17 protein-coding genes are annotated in these 16248 nt (G+C 56.3%); 5 read left to right on the forward strand and 12 right to left on the reverse strand.

Features of this window, described 5'->3' with window-relative positions:
- Together RSK20926_RS13880 and gltX are read left to right on the forward strand one after the other, a co-directional pair.
- Window positions 1–838, forward strand: an 838-nt coding sequence (locus tag RSK20926_RS13880; RefSeq protein ID WP_008207632.1) for an NAD(P)/FAD-dependent oxidoreductase, incomplete at its 5' end; no start/stop codon positions are given.
- Window positions 839–948: 110 nt separating this feature from the next.
- Window positions 949–2274, forward strand: coding sequence for a glutamate--tRNA ligase (gene gltX, locus RSK20926_RS13885; protein WP_008207633.1), 1326 nt, complete (start codon window positions 949–951; stop codon window positions 2272–2274).
- 97 nt (window positions 2275–2371) lie between these two features.
- On the opposite strand, the gene RSK20926_RS13890 is transcribed toward gltX, so the two are convergent.
- A complete protein-coding gene (locus tag RSK20926_RS13890; RefSeq protein WP_008207634.1) occupies window positions 2372–2941 on the reverse strand; it encodes a gamma-glutamylcyclotransferase family protein in 570 nt (189 codons plus the stop codon).
- Window positions 2942–3056: 115 nt separating this feature from the next.
- On the opposite strand from RSK20926_RS13890, the gene RSK20926_RS13895 reads away from it, so the two are divergent.
- The gene (locus RSK20926_RS13895) at window positions 3057–3506 is read left to right on the forward strand and encodes an RrF2 family transcriptional regulator (RefSeq protein WP_008207635.1); all 450 of its coding nucleotides are present in this window, start codon (window positions 3057–3059) and stop codon (window positions 3504–3506) included.
- Between the two features lie 71 nt (window positions 3507–3577).
- On the opposite strand, the gene RSK20926_RS13900 is transcribed toward RSK20926_RS13895, so the two are convergent.
- Together RSK20926_RS13900 and RSK20926_RS13905 are read right to left on the reverse strand one after the other, a co-directional pair.
- Window positions 3578–6121, reverse strand: a complete 2544-nt coding sequence (locus tag RSK20926_RS13900; RefSeq protein ID WP_008207636.1) for an ABC transporter permease — start codon at window positions 6119–6121, stop codon at window positions 3578–3580.
- Complete coding sequence (locus RSK20926_RS13905) at window positions 6118–6825, reverse strand: ABC transporter ATP-binding protein (protein ID WP_008207637.1); 708 nt, start codon at window positions 6823–6825, stop codon at window positions 6118–6120. The genes RSK20926_RS13900 and RSK20926_RS13905 overlap by 4 nt, the downstream gene beginning before the upstream one ends.
- 17 nt (window positions 6826–6842) lie before the next feature.
- Here RSK20926_RS13905 and RSK20926_RS13910 point away from each other — a divergent pair, with 17 nt between their 5' ends.
- Window positions 6843–7532 carry an arylesterase gene (locus tag RSK20926_RS13910; protein WP_008207638.1) on the forward strand — a complete coding sequence of 230 codons (690 nt, stop codon included), beginning with the start codon at window positions 6843–6845 and terminating at the stop codon, window positions 7530–7532.
- Between the two features lie 119 nt (window positions 7533–7651).
- On the opposite strand, the gene RSK20926_RS13915 is transcribed toward RSK20926_RS13910, so the two are convergent.
- The 4 genes from RSK20926_RS13915 to RSK20926_RS13930 all read right to left on the reverse strand — a co-directional run bounded on the left by RSK20926_RS13915 (window position 7652) and on the right by RSK20926_RS13930 (window position 9663).
- Window positions 7652–7858, reverse strand: coding sequence for a cold-shock protein (locus RSK20926_RS13915; RefSeq protein WP_008207639.1), 207 nt, complete (start codon window positions 7856–7858; stop codon window positions 7652–7654).
- Window positions 7859–8058: 200 nt separating this feature from the next.
- Window positions 8059–8613, reverse strand: a complete 555-nt coding sequence (locus RSK20926_RS13920) for a L,D-transpeptidase (RefSeq protein WP_037255211.1) — start codon at window positions 8611–8613, stop codon at window positions 8059–8061.
- Window positions 8614–8942: 329 nt separating this feature from the next.
- The gene (locus RSK20926_RS13925; RefSeq protein ID WP_008207643.1) at window positions 8943–9155 is read right to left on the reverse strand and encodes a hypothetical protein; all 213 of its coding nucleotides are present in this window, start codon (window positions 9153–9155) and stop codon (window positions 8943–8945) included.
- Between the two features lie 136 nt (window positions 9156–9291).
- Window positions 9292–9663, reverse strand: a complete 372-nt coding sequence (locus tag RSK20926_RS13930; protein ID WP_008207644.1) for an eCIS core domain-containing protein — start codon at window positions 9661–9663, stop codon at window positions 9292–9294.
- A gap of 191 nt (window positions 9664–9854) precedes the next feature.
- Between RSK20926_RS13930 and RSK20926_RS13940 the strand changes: the two genes are divergently transcribed.
- Entirely contained in the window at window positions 9855–10643 is a 789-nt protein-coding gene (locus tag RSK20926_RS13940) for a hypothetical protein (protein ID WP_008207646.1), read from the forward strand.
- Between the two features lie 13 nt (window positions 10644–10656).
- Here the strand turns inward: RSK20926_RS13940 and RSK20926_RS13945 are convergent, their stop codons facing one another.
- The 5 genes from RSK20926_RS13945 to RSK20926_RS13965 all read right to left on the reverse strand — a co-directional run bounded on the left by RSK20926_RS13945 (window position 10657) and on the right by RSK20926_RS13965 (window position 16141).
- A complete protein-coding gene (locus tag RSK20926_RS13945) occupies window positions 10657–11595 on the reverse strand; it encodes a hypothetical protein (protein WP_037255212.1) in 939 nt (312 codons plus the stop codon).
- A gap of 3 nt (window positions 11596–11598) precedes the next feature.
- The gene (locus RSK20926_RS13950; RefSeq protein ID WP_008207648.1) at window positions 11599–12912 is read right to left on the reverse strand and encodes a TRAP transporter large permease; all 1314 of its coding nucleotides are present in this window, start codon (window positions 12910–12912) and stop codon (window positions 11599–11601) included.
- Window positions 12909–13622, reverse strand: coding sequence for a TRAP transporter small permease (locus RSK20926_RS13955; RefSeq protein ID WP_037255213.1), 714 nt, complete (start codon window positions 13620–13622; stop codon window positions 12909–12911). The genes RSK20926_RS13950 and RSK20926_RS13955 overlap by 4 nt, the downstream gene beginning before the upstream one ends.
- Window positions 13623–13854: 232 nt before the next feature.
- A complete protein-coding gene (locus RSK20926_RS13960; protein WP_008207650.1) occupies window positions 13855–14838 on the reverse strand; it encodes a TRAP transporter substrate-binding protein in 984 nt (327 codons plus the stop codon).
- Window positions 14839–14893: 55 nt separating this feature from the next.
- Complete coding sequence (locus tag RSK20926_RS13965; protein WP_008207652.1) at window positions 14894–16141, reverse strand: NAD(P)/FAD-dependent oxidoreductase; 1248 nt, start codon at window positions 16139–16141, stop codon at window positions 14894–14896.
- Window positions 16142–16248 lie beyond the last annotated feature (107 nt).

Genomic DNA, 16248 nt, shown 5'->3' on the forward strand with positions numbered 1-16248 from the left:
GGATGGACGTGCTGAACCACAGTTGGCAACCCATGCGATTGCCACGGCCGCAAGAGCCGCCGGTGCCAAAGTGATGACGGAATGCGCGGTGCGCTCGGTTGAGACCGAGGCGGGGCGCATCAGCGCGGTCATTACGGAACGCGGCCGTGTGGCCTGTTCTGCGCTGGTGATTGCGGGTGGCGCCTGGTCGCGGCTTTTCTTGGGCAATGCAGGAATCAAACTGCCCCAGCTCAAGGTCATGAATTCGGTTCTGCGAACTTCGCCAGTGCAGGGAGGACCCGAAAACGCGATCTGGACCAGCGGGTTTTCTATGCGCAAACGCCTGGACGGCGGTTTCTCGATTGCCAATGGCACCGAGAATATTGTGGATCTGGTTCCAGATAGCCTGCGTCTGGGCTGGAAGTTCTTACCCAGCTATTTGCAAGAATGGCGTGCCCTGCAGTTTCGCCTCTCAGGGCGCTGGCAGGAGGAGGCCAGCCAGGCCAGAACTTGGCGGCCCGATCAAACGACCCCTTTTGAAACCTGTCGCGTGCTGGATCCTGCCCCCTCTCAAAAGGGGATAAAGCAGGCCTGGGCCTCAGCGCAGCGTGCCTTTCCAGTTCTGCAAGGGGCTGATGTGGTGCAAAGCTGGGCGGGGCTCATGGATGTGACACCTGATGCAATTCCGGTGATTTCGCAGGTCGACGAGTTGTCCGGACTTTTTGTTTCAACCGGCTACAGCGGGCATGGATTTGGCATTGGCCCGGCAGCCGGACGGTTGACAGCAGATCTTGTGACCGGTGACCGGCCTATTGTTGATCCGCATGATTTCAGATTTGGCCGTTTTTACGGAAAATAGATAGTGTTGCGCTGAAAAGCACGCAAAGGCCACGACCGCTTGTCAATGTGCCCTGTAACTGGACAAAGACCCGCCCATATGAGATTGGGCAGGGCAACAGGAGATACGTGATGACCACCACTCGTTTTGCCCCATCGCCAACGGGCTATATCCACGTTGGCAACCTGCGCACCGCGCTGATGAACTATCTGATCGCCCGCAAGGCTGGCGGCACTTTCATTCTGCGCATCGACGACACGGACCCGGAGCGGTCCAAGGAAGAATATGTCGATGCGATCAAACAGGATCTCGAATGGCTTGGCCTCAGCTGGGATAAGCTAGAGCGTCAATCTGAGCGTCTGGATCGCTATGTCGCCGCAGCAGATAAACTGCGCGAGATCGGGCGTTTCTATGAAGCCTTTGAGACCCCGACGGAGCTGGACCTGAAGCGCAAGAAGCAGCTTAATATGGGTAAGCCGCCGGTCTATGACCGTGCTGCATTGGCTTTGTCAGACGAAGAAAAAGCCGCTCTGCGCGCTGAGCGTGGCGATGGTGTCTGGCGCTTTAAGCTGGACCACCAGCGCATTGAATGGACCGACGGTATTCTGGGCGACATCTCCATTGATGCGGCCTCGGTGTCCGATCCCGTGCTGATCCGCGGTGATGGACAATTCCTCTATACCCTCGCCTCGGTGGTGGATGACACTGAAATGGGCGTGACCCATGTGGTCCGTGGTTCTGACCATGTGACCAATACTGCCACTCAGATCCAGATCATCGAAGCGCTGGGCGGCACTGTGCCCTCCTTTGCCCACCATTCGCTGCTGACCGGCCCACAGGGTGAGGCGCTGTCCAAGCGTCTTGGGACATTGGCCCTGCGTGACCTGCGCGAAGCTGGGGTGAAGCCAATGGCGCTGCTGTCGCTGATGGCCCGTCTGGGGTCTTCTGACCCGGTGGAACTGCGTTCGGAAATGGCAGAGCTGATCGAGGGTTTTGACATCAATCGTTTTGGGGCGGCGCCGACCAAGTTTGATGTTGAGGATCTGTACCCGCTGACAGCCCGCCATTTGCAGTCCTTGCCCGCAGAGGCCGTGTCTGCTGAGTTGGAGGCGATTGGCGTTCCGGCGGAAAAACAGGCTTCTTTCTGGGATGTGGCCAAGGAGAACATCACCACCCTGAACGACCTTGCCGGTTGGTGGCAGCTCTGCCGCGATGGGGCCGAGCCCTTGGTGGCAGATGAGGACAAGGATTTCATCGCTGAGGCCATGGCGTTGTTGCCAGAAGGTCCCTATGACACGGAAAGCTGGAAGACCTGGACCACTGCGGTCAAAGAGGCAACTGGGCGCAAGGGCAAGGGTCTCTTCATGCCGCTGCGCAAGGCAGTGACCGGCATGGAGCGCGGTCCCGACATGAGCGCCTTGCTGCCTTTGATGGAAAAAGTTCGCGCACGGGGCTGATTGGCCCACCTATTGGCCCAAAGCCTATAGGGCTTGATCACCCGAAAAAAGTAAAAGGGCGGCACCTCAGGGGGCCGCCCTTTGCTTTAGCTGGGGCTTACCGCAGTATTTCACTGTACTGCAGAGAAAGATGGTGATCGACGAGTTCGCGCTCTTCCTGAGTCAGGACCTGATGGCGTGGATACTGGGGCGCGGTACGATCATCCAGAATGGGTGTTTCCCAGCCAGAGGTCGTATCAAAGAACCGTTGCACTCCGTCTTCACCAAAGACATGCAGATACCCCTGAACAACCACATCAAGATAACTGAGCAGAATCGGGTGGGCCTTGCTGCCTGCTTGTTTTCTGTTCTCAGGAATAGCATAGACCGAGATTTCCAGAGAATTTGATACATCATGGCTGACATCCGCGCTCACCGGGTTACGCTCATAGGCAAATTCACGTTCATCCAATGCCTCCCAATCTGCATTGGGCACCGCAGCGATGAGGCCATCGATGGTACAGGTCGGATCGGCGGTGGCGCTCAAAAAAGATATATTTCTCAGAGATGTATGGCACCAGTTGCGCCGCCATCCCTTTAACCTTGCTGGGGTTGGAGCCTGATAATCATGGGTGGATGTATTCACCAGGCTGCCATAGCCAAAGAAGTAGGGGTGAGATTGAGACATGATCTTCCTGTCGTTTTTTCGAATTTGTGGAATTGATGTATGTCAAACCGCTCTTTGCGGACCTGTGCAATATGGACTGATCTGAATTATTAGCGGTAACGACAGGAGCCAAGTTATGCGCATTACCAAAAGGACAAACATCGCGGTCCGACTTCTGATGTTTTGCGCGGCCAACTCAGATCGTCTGGTGACTAAATCCGAAATTGCAGAGTGTTGCAATATTTCGGAGAATCACTTGGCGCAGGTGATCAACCAGCTAAGCCAACTCGGGTATCTGCATACCCAACGTGGACGTAATGGCGGGATGAGCTTGGGGCGCGACCCGCAGGAGATTCTGATGGGTGACATCTTCCGACATGTGGAGGGGAACCTGCCCATGGTGGAGTGCTTTGCAGACGCAGATAACTCCTGTCCTTTGACCGATGCCTGCCGTTTGCGGGTGGCCCTGTCGGATGCGGCTCAGGCATTCTACTCTTCTTTGGATGATATCACGCTGGACTCCCTGGTCTGTGACAATCACGATCTGATGCGGCTTCTTCAGCCTGTGGCCTGTGCTGCCCGCTAGGTCTGGCTAAGGCGCCTCCTTGCCAAGGATGTGAGAACAGGCCCGAGCGCAACCGCTCGGGCTTTTGCTTGTTAGTCCCGAGCGCGCAAGATCCGTGCCGGTCGTGCCGCCAGCGGTCTTAGAGCAAAGAAAAGCCCTGCAAAGAGCGTGACAGCAATGCCGGCAGCAATGACCGAGAGGGCATTGGACCAGATCACGATATAGCTGGTTTCAAAGACATAGGTGTTCACCGCCCAGGCCCCGGCAATCCCGGCTGCAAGCGCGACCAAACCGGCACCCGCGCCTAGGATGATAGAGCGAAGCGAGAAACTCAACAGGATCTGACCACGTGTTGCCCCTAGGGTTTTCAGCAGGGCCGCCTCATATCGGCGCGCAGGTTCCGCTGCTGCAGCGGTGCCAAGAAGAACCAGGAAGCCGGTCAACAAAGTGGCAGCAGCGCCATAGCTGGTGGCAGCCGCCAATTGACGAAGCACATCAGAAACACGATCAATCGCATCTCGTACACGGATGGCAGTAATGTTGGGCATTTCCTTTGCGACATCCCGCAGGATCTGCGCTTCGGCCTGACTTTCCGCATAGACGGTTGCGATGAAACTATGGGGAGCACCGGAAAGGGCCGCCTCATTGAGTGTCAGAACAAACCCCATTCCCGCGGTCGAAAAGTCAACATTGCGGAAACTGGTGATTTCCGCCTGCATTTCGCGCCCCAGTACATTGAGAGTGATAGTGTCACCCAGTACAAGTCCCAGCTCTTCCGCCTCTTCAGCGGCAAAACTGACCTGCGGGGAACCTGAGTAATCGTCCGGCCACCAGCTTCCCTTAGTGACCTCAGTTCCTTCGGGTTGGGCCGCAGCATAGGTGATACCCCTATCACCACGTACCACCCAATGATCCCCCGCGACCTCCTGTGCGGGTTGGCCGTTGATGCGGGTGATAATCCCGCGCAGCATTGGAGCGCTTTCAACCTTTCGAACCGCTGGATCGTTTTCCACACGGTCCAGGAAGCGGGGCATCTGATCTCTTTGGATATCGACAAAGAAGTATGAAGGGGCAACCTCGGGCAGATTGCCAGCGATGGCGCGGCGCATATTGCCATCGATCTGGCCTATGGCTGCTAGCACAGTCAGCCCAAGACCCAGGGCCAAAACAGCGGGTACTGCACCATCCCTGGAGGCGCCGATCGAGGCGAGACCCCAACGGAGCGCAGGGCGGCCACGGCTGAGGCGCCCACTCTTGAGTGCGATCTGCCCCAGCGCCAGGGCTGCGAGCAGCAAAACCACCAGGGAGCCGCTGAGGGCGATGGCAGTCCAGAGGGTCAAAACCGCAGAACCGCTGAGCACAGCAGCGGCACCAATCAGAGCAGCGAGCGCGACAAATGTTGCCAAGAGATAGCGCGGAGCGGGCAGCTTGCGGCTATCTCCCATTTCCCCTCGAAAGAGAGAGGCCGCGCGGATCCGTTCTGCTCGGGCCAAAGGCCAAAGCGCAAAGATAAAGGCGGTCAGGACCCCATAAAGCGCGGCCTCTCCCAGGGCTGTCGGGTAGATCGAAAAGATCGCTGGAAAGGGCAGTTGAGCGGCTATGACAGGACCAAGCAGAAGTGGTGCAAATGCGCCTAAAGCCAAGCCAATGCCGATCCCCAAGAGCGTAAGAACACCGATTTGCAAGAAGTAGGTCAGGAAAATGACCTGGCGTTCCGCTCCAAGGGTTCTGAGTGTTGCAATGGTTTCAGTTTTGCCCGCGAGATAGGCGCGAATGGCTGCAGAGACGCCGACCCCACCAACCGCCAGCCCCGATAATCCAACAAGAACCAGAAAGCCGCCTAAGCGTTCTACAAAGGTTGCGATTCCGGGTGCGCCATTGCGCGCGTCGCGCCAGCGCATGCCACTTGCTTCAAACAGGCCTCGGGCTTCCTCGCGCAATTGGTTCAGGTCGGTGCCTTCTGCTAGATCCAGGCGATATTTACTCGAATAGATCGAACCAGGTTCAAGCAGGCCGGAGCCCTGCAGAGCAGGGAGGGCGACAAGAGTGCGGGGCCCAAGCGTAAAACCGGAAGCCGCGGCATCAGGCTCTCTCCGGATGGTTGCCATCAGAACAAAATCGCTGGTGCCAAAGGTGACAGTATCACCCGTCTGCAGGCCCAAACGGTCGGCAAGCACGCGTTCCATTGCAACGCCAGCGACCCCATCGCGCCCAGCCAGCGCGCGATCAAGTGCTATATCCGGCTCCAGGGCGACCTCACCCACCAAGGGGTAGCGGCCATCAACGGCCTTGACCTGTGTCAGTGCACGTTCGTCCCCAACTGTTGCCATTGATCGGAACTCTGCGATTTCCGAAACGGCTATGGCCTGACCCGTCATCCAGGCGCGTTCCTCATCATTGGCAAATCGATAGGTGAAACTCAGTTCAGCATCCCCCCCAAGAAGGGCGGCCCCTTCGCGGCTGAGGCCTGCTTCGATCGAAGCTCTGATCGAGCTGATAGCCGCAATCACACCAACCCCAAGCGCCAGGCAAGCCAGGAAAATACGGAAACCCTTGAGACCTCCTCTCAGCTCTCGCAGGGCAAATTTCCAAGCCAATGCCAGTGGGGCGGTCGGGCGCAGAGGTCCCATGCTCATTCAGCGGCCTCACTGGTCGAGAGTTCGGTTGCAATCTGACCATCTCTCAGTCGCACAACGCGGTCACAACGTCTGGCTAGCTCCGGTGCATGGGTCACCATAACCAAGGTCGCCCCATAGCGGTCGCGCAATCCGAAGAGCAGATCCATGATCGCTTCGCCGTTGCTTTCATCCAGATTTCCAGTGGGCTCATCGGCCAAAAGGATGGATGGACGCGGAGCCAAAGCCCGAGCCAGGGCGACACGCTGTTGTTCGCCTCCCGAAAGCTGGGCGGGAAAATGCTCACTGCGATGCCCTAAGCCAACGGCTTCCAGTTCCACCTGGGCGCGATCAAATGCATCCCTGTGACCCGCAAGCTCCAGAGGGGTGGCAACGTTTTCCAGCGCTGTCATGGTTGGGATCAAATGAAAGCTCTGAAAGACCACCCCCATGTTTTGCCTGCGAAAACGGGCTAGAGCGTCTTCGTTCATCGCGGTTAAATCTTGACCCAGGGCATGGACGGTACCGCCTGTTGCAAGCTCAAGCCCGCCCATGACCATCAACAAAGAGGATTTTCCAGACCCTGAGGGACCAATGAGGCCCAGGGTCTCTCCCTGTTGCACATCCAGATCAATCCCCTGCAAAATTCGTACCGGTCCGGTATTGCTATTCAAGGTCAAAGACGCATCTTTGAGGTGAAGAACGGGTGTATCTGTTTTGGTCATGAAGTCGCGCCTGTTGAATGCATTCTAACGGATATGGAGCTTTTATTGCGATGCGCAAGGTTTGGACGCTGCTGGTTTTTCTGCTGTTGAGCTCAGCTGTCGCGACGGCGGATGAAAACCCCCTTCGTTTGACGGCATTTGGGGACAGTCTGGTGCAGGGATATGGCTTGCCGCAGGACGAAGGCTTTGTGCCACAGCTCCAGGAGTGGTTGTCACGTCAGGGTATTGCTGCTCAGATCACTAATGCAGGGGTTTCGGGGGATACAACTGCTGGCGGTGCTGCCCGGCTGGGCTGGACATTGGGTGATAATCCAGAAGGCTTGATCGTCCTTTTCGGGGGGAATGATCTATTGCGCGGCGTTCAGCCAAATGTAGCCGAAGAAAACTTGCGTAAAATCATGCGGCAAGCACGCCAGGAGCAGGTGGAAGTTTTGCTTATCGGGATGAAAGCGCCTGGTAATTTCGGTCCTGCCTACAAAGAGGCCTTTGATCGGATCTATCCGGATTTGGCAGCTGAATATGAGGCGATATTTCATCCCGACGCCTTTACCGGCATCCGCGATGTGGTGGGGGAAGATCCCGCGGCGGCCCGACCCTATATGCAGGACGACAATATCCACCCAAATGCAGAAGGTGTGCAGCTGAATATCGCGGCACTGGGGCCACGGGTGCTTGACCTGATTGCACGGATTGAGAGGGAGCGCTGAAGTGGGCTGGGGGCAGAAGTTCCAGACGGCTTAAATACGAAAATGCAAGCTAAAACAGATTGCGGCCCCGAAACCGGGGCCGTCACTTCGTTAGGATCGCCGCTAGGCTACAGCCTGGGTTACAGCAATGCCAAGTCTACAGCGGATTCCCGGCCGTCGCGCCCTGGTTGAAGCTCGTAAGAAACTTTCTGATTGTCAGCAAGGCCGGTGAGGCCAGAGCGCTCAACTGCGGAAATGTGAACGAATACGTCTTTGCCGCCATCTTCGGGCGCAATAAATCCATATCCTTTGGTGGTGTTGAACCATTTGACGGTGCCGGTCGCCATCGTCTCTTCTCCTAGTCTTCTTTCTCAATCTGCCCGCAGAATGCGGCAGTTTGGCAGTGTCATGAAATGAACGTGACCGTGCCAATAGGGCGACAGAAACACCATTTACGTAACCATGCGATGACAGCATTGGTCAGGAATTTGCTTCGCGCAAGAAAAATGCGCCTTCAACTGGCAATTGGTGGCAAAGTTCCGTTAGGTCAAAGGACGGTAACCACGGTTCCCAATGGTACCCGTTCATACAGATCCGTCACATGGTCATTCAACATGCGGATGCAGCCATTGGAGGCGGAGGACCCGATGGTCTGTGGCTGATTGGTGCCATGGATCCGGAAATAGGTATCAACCCCGTTTTGATAGAGGTAGAGCGCGCGGGCTCCAAGTGGATTATCTGGTCCACCGGGTTGGATGTACTCATTGTCGACAAAACGTCTGTAGGTCCTAGGGCTTCGCTTGATCATTTCCGGAGTGGGGCGCCAGCTTGGCCACTCGCGTTTGCGGTCTATTGTGGCGGTGCCTGAAAACTCTAGCCCGGCCTTGCCCACACCAACACCATATCGGATCGCTTTGCGTTTCTCGGTTACCAGATAGAGATAGTAAGAGCGGGTAAGAATTAGGATCTGACCGGGCTCAAACTGCTTCTTAATGCGGACAAACTGAGGGGTGGGATCGTAGCCTTCGCTTGCGGCAGCGGGCAGAGAGGCTGCAGCCAGGCTGGTCAAAGACGAAACGGTGAAGGCGCGGCGCGTTAACATCAAAACCTCGTAAATCTATGGAATACAGGTATTCTTGTTGCAGAGGGAAGGCAGGTCAAGTCGGCAATATGCGTCTTCACGCAGCTTTGCGCAGATAGTTCCGAGAAGGCCTGGTCTGCACAACACAAAGGTAGCCCGCCAAAACCTCAGTGTGAGGATTCAGCCTGAAGACTGTCAAACCCAATTTGACGTGCTGAAAAGGATCGGGAACGGTTACTGCGGGTTGTCGCAGAAAAGGCTATCTGGTTGCCATGCAGAGAGGGGGGCGAAATCAACGCTCAAGTAATTCGAAGAAACAACGGTACAGGTGTCAGTAGAAGATAGGGCTTTCAGGCGGTGCTTTTGAATTGGTCTTTTTCAAGGTCTGCCGATTTGGAAGTATCTGTTAGCAAAAAACCAGCTATCGCCAAGGCTGTGCAAAGGGTTCCGGTTCCGGAGTAGGTTGCCAGGGCTTGCCAAAAGCCAAAGTCGAGGTGCCACACACCTAGAAACGTAAATACAACTCCGGCCAGCATCCCAAACAGAATTCCCGTAAACGCCATTCCTGTTTCCCTTGCAGATGTTTCAACACCAAGCCTAAACCGGCGTAGTGCTATTTCTGTAGCAAGTAGTGGTTAGGAATTTGTTTAAATTGTATCGGATCAAGGCAGGCAGCCGATGAGGTTTCTGTACAACCAGTCATTTGGAGGTCAGTGCTATCCCTTCCTTGGCTTTTGGCATGCGCCCGCGTCCCTGCTGAAGAACATGGGCCAATTCATGGACCAGCAGCTCACCATTCTTTGCATCCGCGGGTTTCATGAAATAAAGATCATTGCCTAGCGTAAAGGCCTTGGCCTTCAATTCACGGCAGACTTCCTTGGCGTTGCCGCCAGTATGTACGCGCACCCGTGCAAGCTTGGAGCCAAAGTGCTGTTCCAGGCCTTTGCGAATGTCATTCGGGAGTTTTTTCTCCTTGGTGCCCGATGGTTCAGTTTTGAGTTTTTTGCGTTTGGCCTTTTTGCCTCTGGTGGCTTCGACTTTTGTAGTAACTTCTTCAGGGCTGAGTGGCATAGGGGGCCTCCAATCCGTCCTCTGATAATACAGGATGCGCATCTGGGCGCCAATTGAGTGTAGCGCAGAGGAGTGAAATAAAGAAATTTTCTTTGATCAGGCTGAATTTCATCAAACCGCATTGAATAAAGCTTTTCTCAATTTTCCTGATCCATTTTGTGCTGGACCATGGATCAAGACAGAAGGCTGCCATGAAATCCGCAACTCCCTATCTCCTGCCACTGCTGGCGGCGATTTACTTGTGCCCTACGTCAATGGCCTGGGCAGAGCGGTTTTCAATCGTCAATGATGGGTTCCTGCGACAGGGGACGGCCACTGGGCAGGGGGCTTTGATCCAGCATCGTTCCGCCTCGCTTTTGGTGCCAGAAGCGGCAACACCGCAGGCCAAGGCTTCGCCTGAGTTAGAAGCGGAAATGGAGGCGGTGCAATCGCAACTTGCCAGCTTGTTCACCGGGCGGGAAGGAACCAGCCTGTTTCGCGCCCTTCCCAAGAAGGTCGGGCAAAACGCTGTACAGCGTCTTTTGCACCTGATTGCCAGTGCTGAAGCAGGCAAAGCGCAATATGATGCGGTGCAATATGCGGCCCGCATTCGCCCCTCAAAGCGCCCAACTGAAATGACAATTGCAGAAATCTATGCTTGGATTGATGCCACTCCAGGGCAACAACACGCAATTGGTCGCTACCAGATGATCCCGGCCACCCTGCGCCGACTTGTCAAGAAAACCGGAGCAAGGCGCAGCGATCGCTTCTCACCGGCCCTTCAGGACCGGTTGGCGCAACAACTGCTGGAAGAGGCCGGCTTGGGCGCGGTATTGGCAGGAGAGATCGGTCGACGTGACTTTATGCATAACCTGGCCAAGATCTGGGCTGGGCTTCCGACTGCTAGCGGCAAAAGCTATTACCATGGTTTGGCGGGGAACAAAGCGGTCCTCAGCTGGGCGCGGTTTGATCAGGAAATGGCGCAGATTTTCCCAAGCTAAACCAACCCAACCTCTAGGGCTCGTGGTGGGCTGCCTGTCCTGCATAGAGGCGGCGCATGATCAGTGGGGTCAGATACATCGGTACCTGATAACAACCCAAGAATATCAGCAAAGGATCTGTTGTGCTTGTCGGTAAGGCAATCAGAAACAGCGCAAAATTCCGATTTCCTGCGACTAAGGAAGTCGGAACGGATCTGGGGCTGTGTTTGTGCTGAAGCCAGGTGAAGCAGCTCAGTTGCAGGCCAAAATTGAGCAAGAGAGCCAGCATCATCCATTTGGCCACCACCCAAGGAGTGCTCTTTAAGGCCGGGCCAAGCGCGGCCATCAGGCCAACCACAATGACCGCAAGCATCAAGATGGTAAGCCCATCCACGGCTTGGGCATTTTCCTCCGAGAGCTTTGGCAGGAACAGTAATCGGCAGGTAAAAGCGAGGGTTACGATCACCGCAATGCTGCCTGTCAGTCGTAGAGAGGCCCAGAGAATCTCAGAAAAACTGCCGATCTCCGGAAGCACCAGAAAAACAGGAAGCACTGTCAGCGGCATGAGCGCTGTTCCCAAGATCAAAAGCCTGAAAGCAGGGTCCGGTGCATACCCAAGCAGTTGGGAGATATTGGGGCTGCCGGTCAAAGCTGGAGCCGAAAGCATCAGGACCACAGCCAGGGTCACCACCGTACCGGTGAGGCCCAGCAGGGCGAAGACTGCCGCCGCCGCTAATGGCAAGATCATCTGCAAGGTGAGAACGGCCTGAAGGCTGGCCACACCATCGCGCAGCCCGCCGAGCGCGCGCGATGCTCCTATTCGAAAGGCGTTCAGAAACAAAAGCCCGGCCACCATTTCTGGCAGCCAGGGTTTTAAGGTTGCGGCGAGGCCGGGCAGGGAAAAACCCGCCACAAGCCCCAGGACCATCAAGGCCTGCCCGTGGCGAGTAATCAGGCCTAAAAGGTATCGCATCGCCTATCCCGCAGGGCCCGTACGCAGGTTGTTGGGCAACCAGGTTGCCAGCTCTGGCCAGGTCACCAGGATTACCACCATCAGCAGCATCAGCCCCACCATGGGCACCGCAGTGCGCGCGATGTAAGAAATTTCATGCCGGGTCATGCTCTGCAAAACAAAGAGGTTAAAGCCGATTGGCGGCGTCACCTGTGCCATCTCAACCACCACAACTATGAAAATCCCGAACCAGATCACGTCAATACCGGCCTGGCGGATCATCGGTTCGACGATCGCCATGGTCAGCACCACCGAGGAAATTCCATCAAGGAACATGCCCAACACCACGTAGAACAGCGTCAACGCCAGGATCAGCACCAAAGGAGATAGGTTCATCTGGTCGATCCAGGCAGCGAGCGCACGCGGTAGCCCGGTAAAGCCCATGGCCAGCGACAGGAACGACGCCCCCATCAGGATGAGCGCAATCATTGCAGAGGTGCGGGTCGCTCCCATCAGAGAGGCCGTGAATGTGCTCCATTTCAGCGACCCCTGCGCAAGTGCCAAGACCAGCGCGCCAAGAACACCCACCGCGGCGGCCTCGGTTGCGGTCGCCAGGCCCAGATACATGGAACCAATGACGACACTGACCAGAATGAGAACCGGGATCAGGAAGCGGCTTTCGGCTAGCATCTGCCCAAAACTCATCGAGGGTTCTGGCTGGGGGCGGTCCCCTTTTGAGAAAAAATGCCAGAACATGATGTAGGACATGAAAAGCCCTGCCAGCACCAGGCCTGGGAAGATACCCGCCATAAAGAGCTTGGTGATCGATTCATTGATCGAGACCCCATAAACGATCAGCGTTAGCGAAGGCGGGATCATCAGGCCCAGGGTCGCCGCACCCGCCAGGGTGCCGATGATCATATGTTCCGGATAGCCGCGTTTGCGCAGCTCGGGGATCGACATCTTGCCCACCGTGGTCAGTGTTGCCGCCGATGAGCCGGAGACCGCGGCAAAGATGGTGCAGCCAGCGATATTGGTGTGCAAAAGCCCACCGGGCAGCCAGCGCATCCAGGGCGCCAGCCCGCGGAACATATCCTCTGATAATCGTGTTCGATAGAGGATCTCGCCCATCCAGATGAACAAGGGCAGGGCAGTCAGCGTCCAACTGGAGGAACCGCTCCAGATGGTGGTGATCATGGCATCCCCAGCAGGTCGGGTGGTGAACAGTTCCATGCCAACCCAGGCCACGCCCATCAGCGCCAACCCTATCCAGACAGAGCCTCCAAGCAGGGCAAAGAGCACAAACAGGAAGATGAGTGTTGCGTAGATCTCGCTCATTCGACGGCCTCCGAAACGATGCTGGCTTTGCGTTCTGTTAGCAGGCGGCAGAGGTAGTCCCACAGAGCAAGCGCAAGAAGAACGGTGCCGATGGACATGGGCAGCTGTGGGACCCAGACCGGAGTATAGACCCACTCGGATCCGGTTTCGGCCCAGAGTTTCCCCCATTGGCTGGGAGCTGTGACAAACATGGCAAGGAAGCTCAACAGCCATTCGGGGACAAAATCCTGTCCCTGCGTGCGATCATTCAGCATCTCCGAGAAGATATTCGTCTTGATTGCGTAGCGGGCAAAATAGGTCGCGGTGATGGCGGCAACCCACATGGCGGCAGCGTCCAGCCACAGCCCAAACCGGGGGGAGAGATTGAGGAAGATCGAGACCCGGATATGGGCTCCGCGTGTTAGGGCATGTGCCAGGGCCAGGAAAGAGGTCGCTGCCATGGCATAACCAGCATATTCGGTGGAGCCGGGGAAGGTCAGATTGCTCCAACGGGCCACCATCTGACCTACTATCAGCAAAAGGATGGTGACCATGAAACCAGCCGCGACCACGCCTGAGGTAAGGTAAATCCGGTCCAAAACCACCTGAATGGGCCGCAGTAGGCGCCTCACTGGATCCGGTGCAAAAAGGGCTGCCAGGGCCAGGATGGTTGGTAGTACAAAAAGCCAGACCCAAAGCGGTAGGCCTAGGAACGGTTGCCAGTCTCGCAAAGCAAGTTCCCCCTATGTTAGTATGTATTTTTTCGGGCACCGTCCGGTGTTTTGGATGGGAACGGGGCTGCTGTGGTTGAAGGACGAGATTGAAACGCTGAAGCTTTCGGCAATTTAGTCTGTCCGCGTCAGACCGCGCCATAGGAGGCCCTAAGGCCTCCTTCTAACTGCGGGCACTGCCCCGCTTGGGCAAAGCAGGGCAGTCGTTCTTTCAACATCCAACAGGCAAAAGTCAGTTGCCGTTATACGCGTCCAGGATGGCCTGACCATCTGCACCGGCGGCCTCAACCCAGTCAGAGGTCATCTTTGCGCCGATGGCTTGCAGCTCCGACAGGAACTCCGGGCCAGCGTCGGTGACGGCCATGCCATTGCCGGAGAGTTGCTCAAAGTACCAGTTTGCCAGTTCTTCGGATTTAGCGGCGCAGGCGCTGCCGGTTTCATCCGCGGCTTTCTGAACCTGCGATTGGGTCTCAGCGCTGAGACCGTCCCAGACCTGTTTGTTGACCATCACATAGTTGCGTGGAAGCCAGGCATTGACCTTGTAGTAATGGGTCAGATGTTCCCAGACCTTGCGGTCATAGCCGGTGGAACCAGAAGAGATGAAGCTCTCTGCCACACCGGTGGCCAGGGCCTGGCTCAGCTCTGCTGCTTCGATCTGAACCGGGATCATACCAAGCTCTTCGGCAAAGGTTGCTGTGGCTGTATTGTAGCTGCGGAATTTGATGCCCTGGGTGTCGTTGGAAGAGTTCACTTCCTTTTTGAAATAGAAACCCTGACCGGGCCATGGGCAGGTATAAAGGGCTACAAGGTTCAAGTCCGCCAATTGAGCATTCACCTTGTCCTTGGCCGCATGCCAAAGCTTGTCGTTATCGGCATAAGTTGTGGCCACAAAAGGCAGGTTGTCCCACCCCAGAAGAGGTGCCTCATTGGCATGGGCTGACATAAAGCGCTCGCCGATCGGCGCTTGGCCGGTCTGCACTGCGCGCTTGATTTCGCCGCCTTTGAAGAGGGAGCCACCTGCATGGACGGTGATATCAATTTCGCCGCCGGTATAGTCGCGCACCTTGTCAGCAAAAACCACACCCATTTCCGAATGGAAGTTGGTGGCCGCATAGGCCATTGGCATATCCCAGCTTTCGGCGGCAGTGGCCGCTCCGGCTGCCAGTGCCAGCGCAGAAGCGGCCAGTGTTGTGGTCAAAGTGGTCCGATTTGTCATTTTTTTCTCCCTGTGGTTGGTTTTGTTGGTTTCTTATTGTTGGTTTGGAAATCTTTTATCGTCCGGCAAAACGGTTCGGCGCATAGGGGCTCATATCCAGGTTCATGGGCTGACCAGAGATCATATTGGCCACCATACGACCCGTTTTTGCGCCGCCGGTAAGACCGATGTGGTGATGGCCAAAGGCGGTGTAGACGCCGCTTGAACCGACCTCCCCGATAAGAGGCAGACTGTCGGACGGAGCTGGACGGAAGCCCAGCCATTCCTCTTCTCCAGCAGCGCGCATATTTGGAAAAGTCTCCTGAACCTTGCGGCGCAACAGCGCCAGCGGCGCCTTGGAAGGGGTTTCCCCCAATCCGCCAAACTCTACAATACCCGCACAGCGTAGCCCCTGATCCATTGGTGTGGCTACAAATTTCCCGGCGGCTATCATCATTGGGCTTTTGGGTTGAATGCTGGGCTCCTTGTAAAGGACGTGATAGCCGCGCTCAGCCTCAAGGGGGACATTTATACCAAGCTTTTGCATCAGGGGTTTGGACCAGACCCCGGCGGAGAGGACCGCCTGGCTGCACTCAAAACGACCCTCGCTGGTGTCCACCGCGCAGACCTGGCCGCCGCTGAGATCAAAATCCTTCACTTCTGCCTTGATAAACCGCCCGCCCATTTCCTGAAGCAATGTAACCAGGTCACGGATGTATCCTGCTGGGTTGAGGATAAAGCCATGGTTCTTATTGATCGCAAGTAGGCTGACCTCTGGGGTCAAGGCGGGCTCATACTCTTGTACCGCTGGCCCTTCGATCAGCTCTGGCACAAAGCCCGCTTCGCGTCGCAGCTCCCAAACATAGGCGTCGGCCTCAAAGGCTGCGCGATCCGGGTAGGCGAAATTATAGTCGCTTTCCTGGATCCATTTGGCAGCTGGCGTGCCAGCCGTGAGCGCCTTATGCTGCTCAACACTGTCGCCGGTGATCTGGCTGAGTGACTGAGCGATCCTGCGTGTGTCTTTGTCATTGGCATGAGAGAGATAGCGCGTAAGCCAAGGAAGGAGCTTGGGGCCATAAGACCATTTGATGAACAAGGGGAAGCTTGGATCCAGCAGATACTTGGGGCCTTTGGGTAGCAGGCCGGGGGTCGTCACCGGTACAACCCCGCAACTGGCCAGAATACAGCCATTGCCAAAGGAGGCGCCCATGCCAGGTTCACCTTTGTCGATGAGGGTCACCTCATGCCCTGTACGTTTGAGCCAAAGCGCGGTTGAGGCGCCAATGATGCCGGCGCCGATGACGATTACAGGTGCGTTAGCCATCAATCACCTCAAAAAATGAGAGGCCTGTTTGGATCTGGTTCGCGGCATTCTTTGACACGGGTTCCCCCACCGAAATTGCGGCCTTGAGCCGCTGCTTATTGGGACCA

This window comes from Roseobacter sp. SK209-2-6, from assembly GCF_000169455.1.
Classification (GTDB): Bacteria; Pseudomonadota; Alphaproteobacteria; order Rhodobacterales; family Rhodobacteraceae; genus Pseudophaeobacter.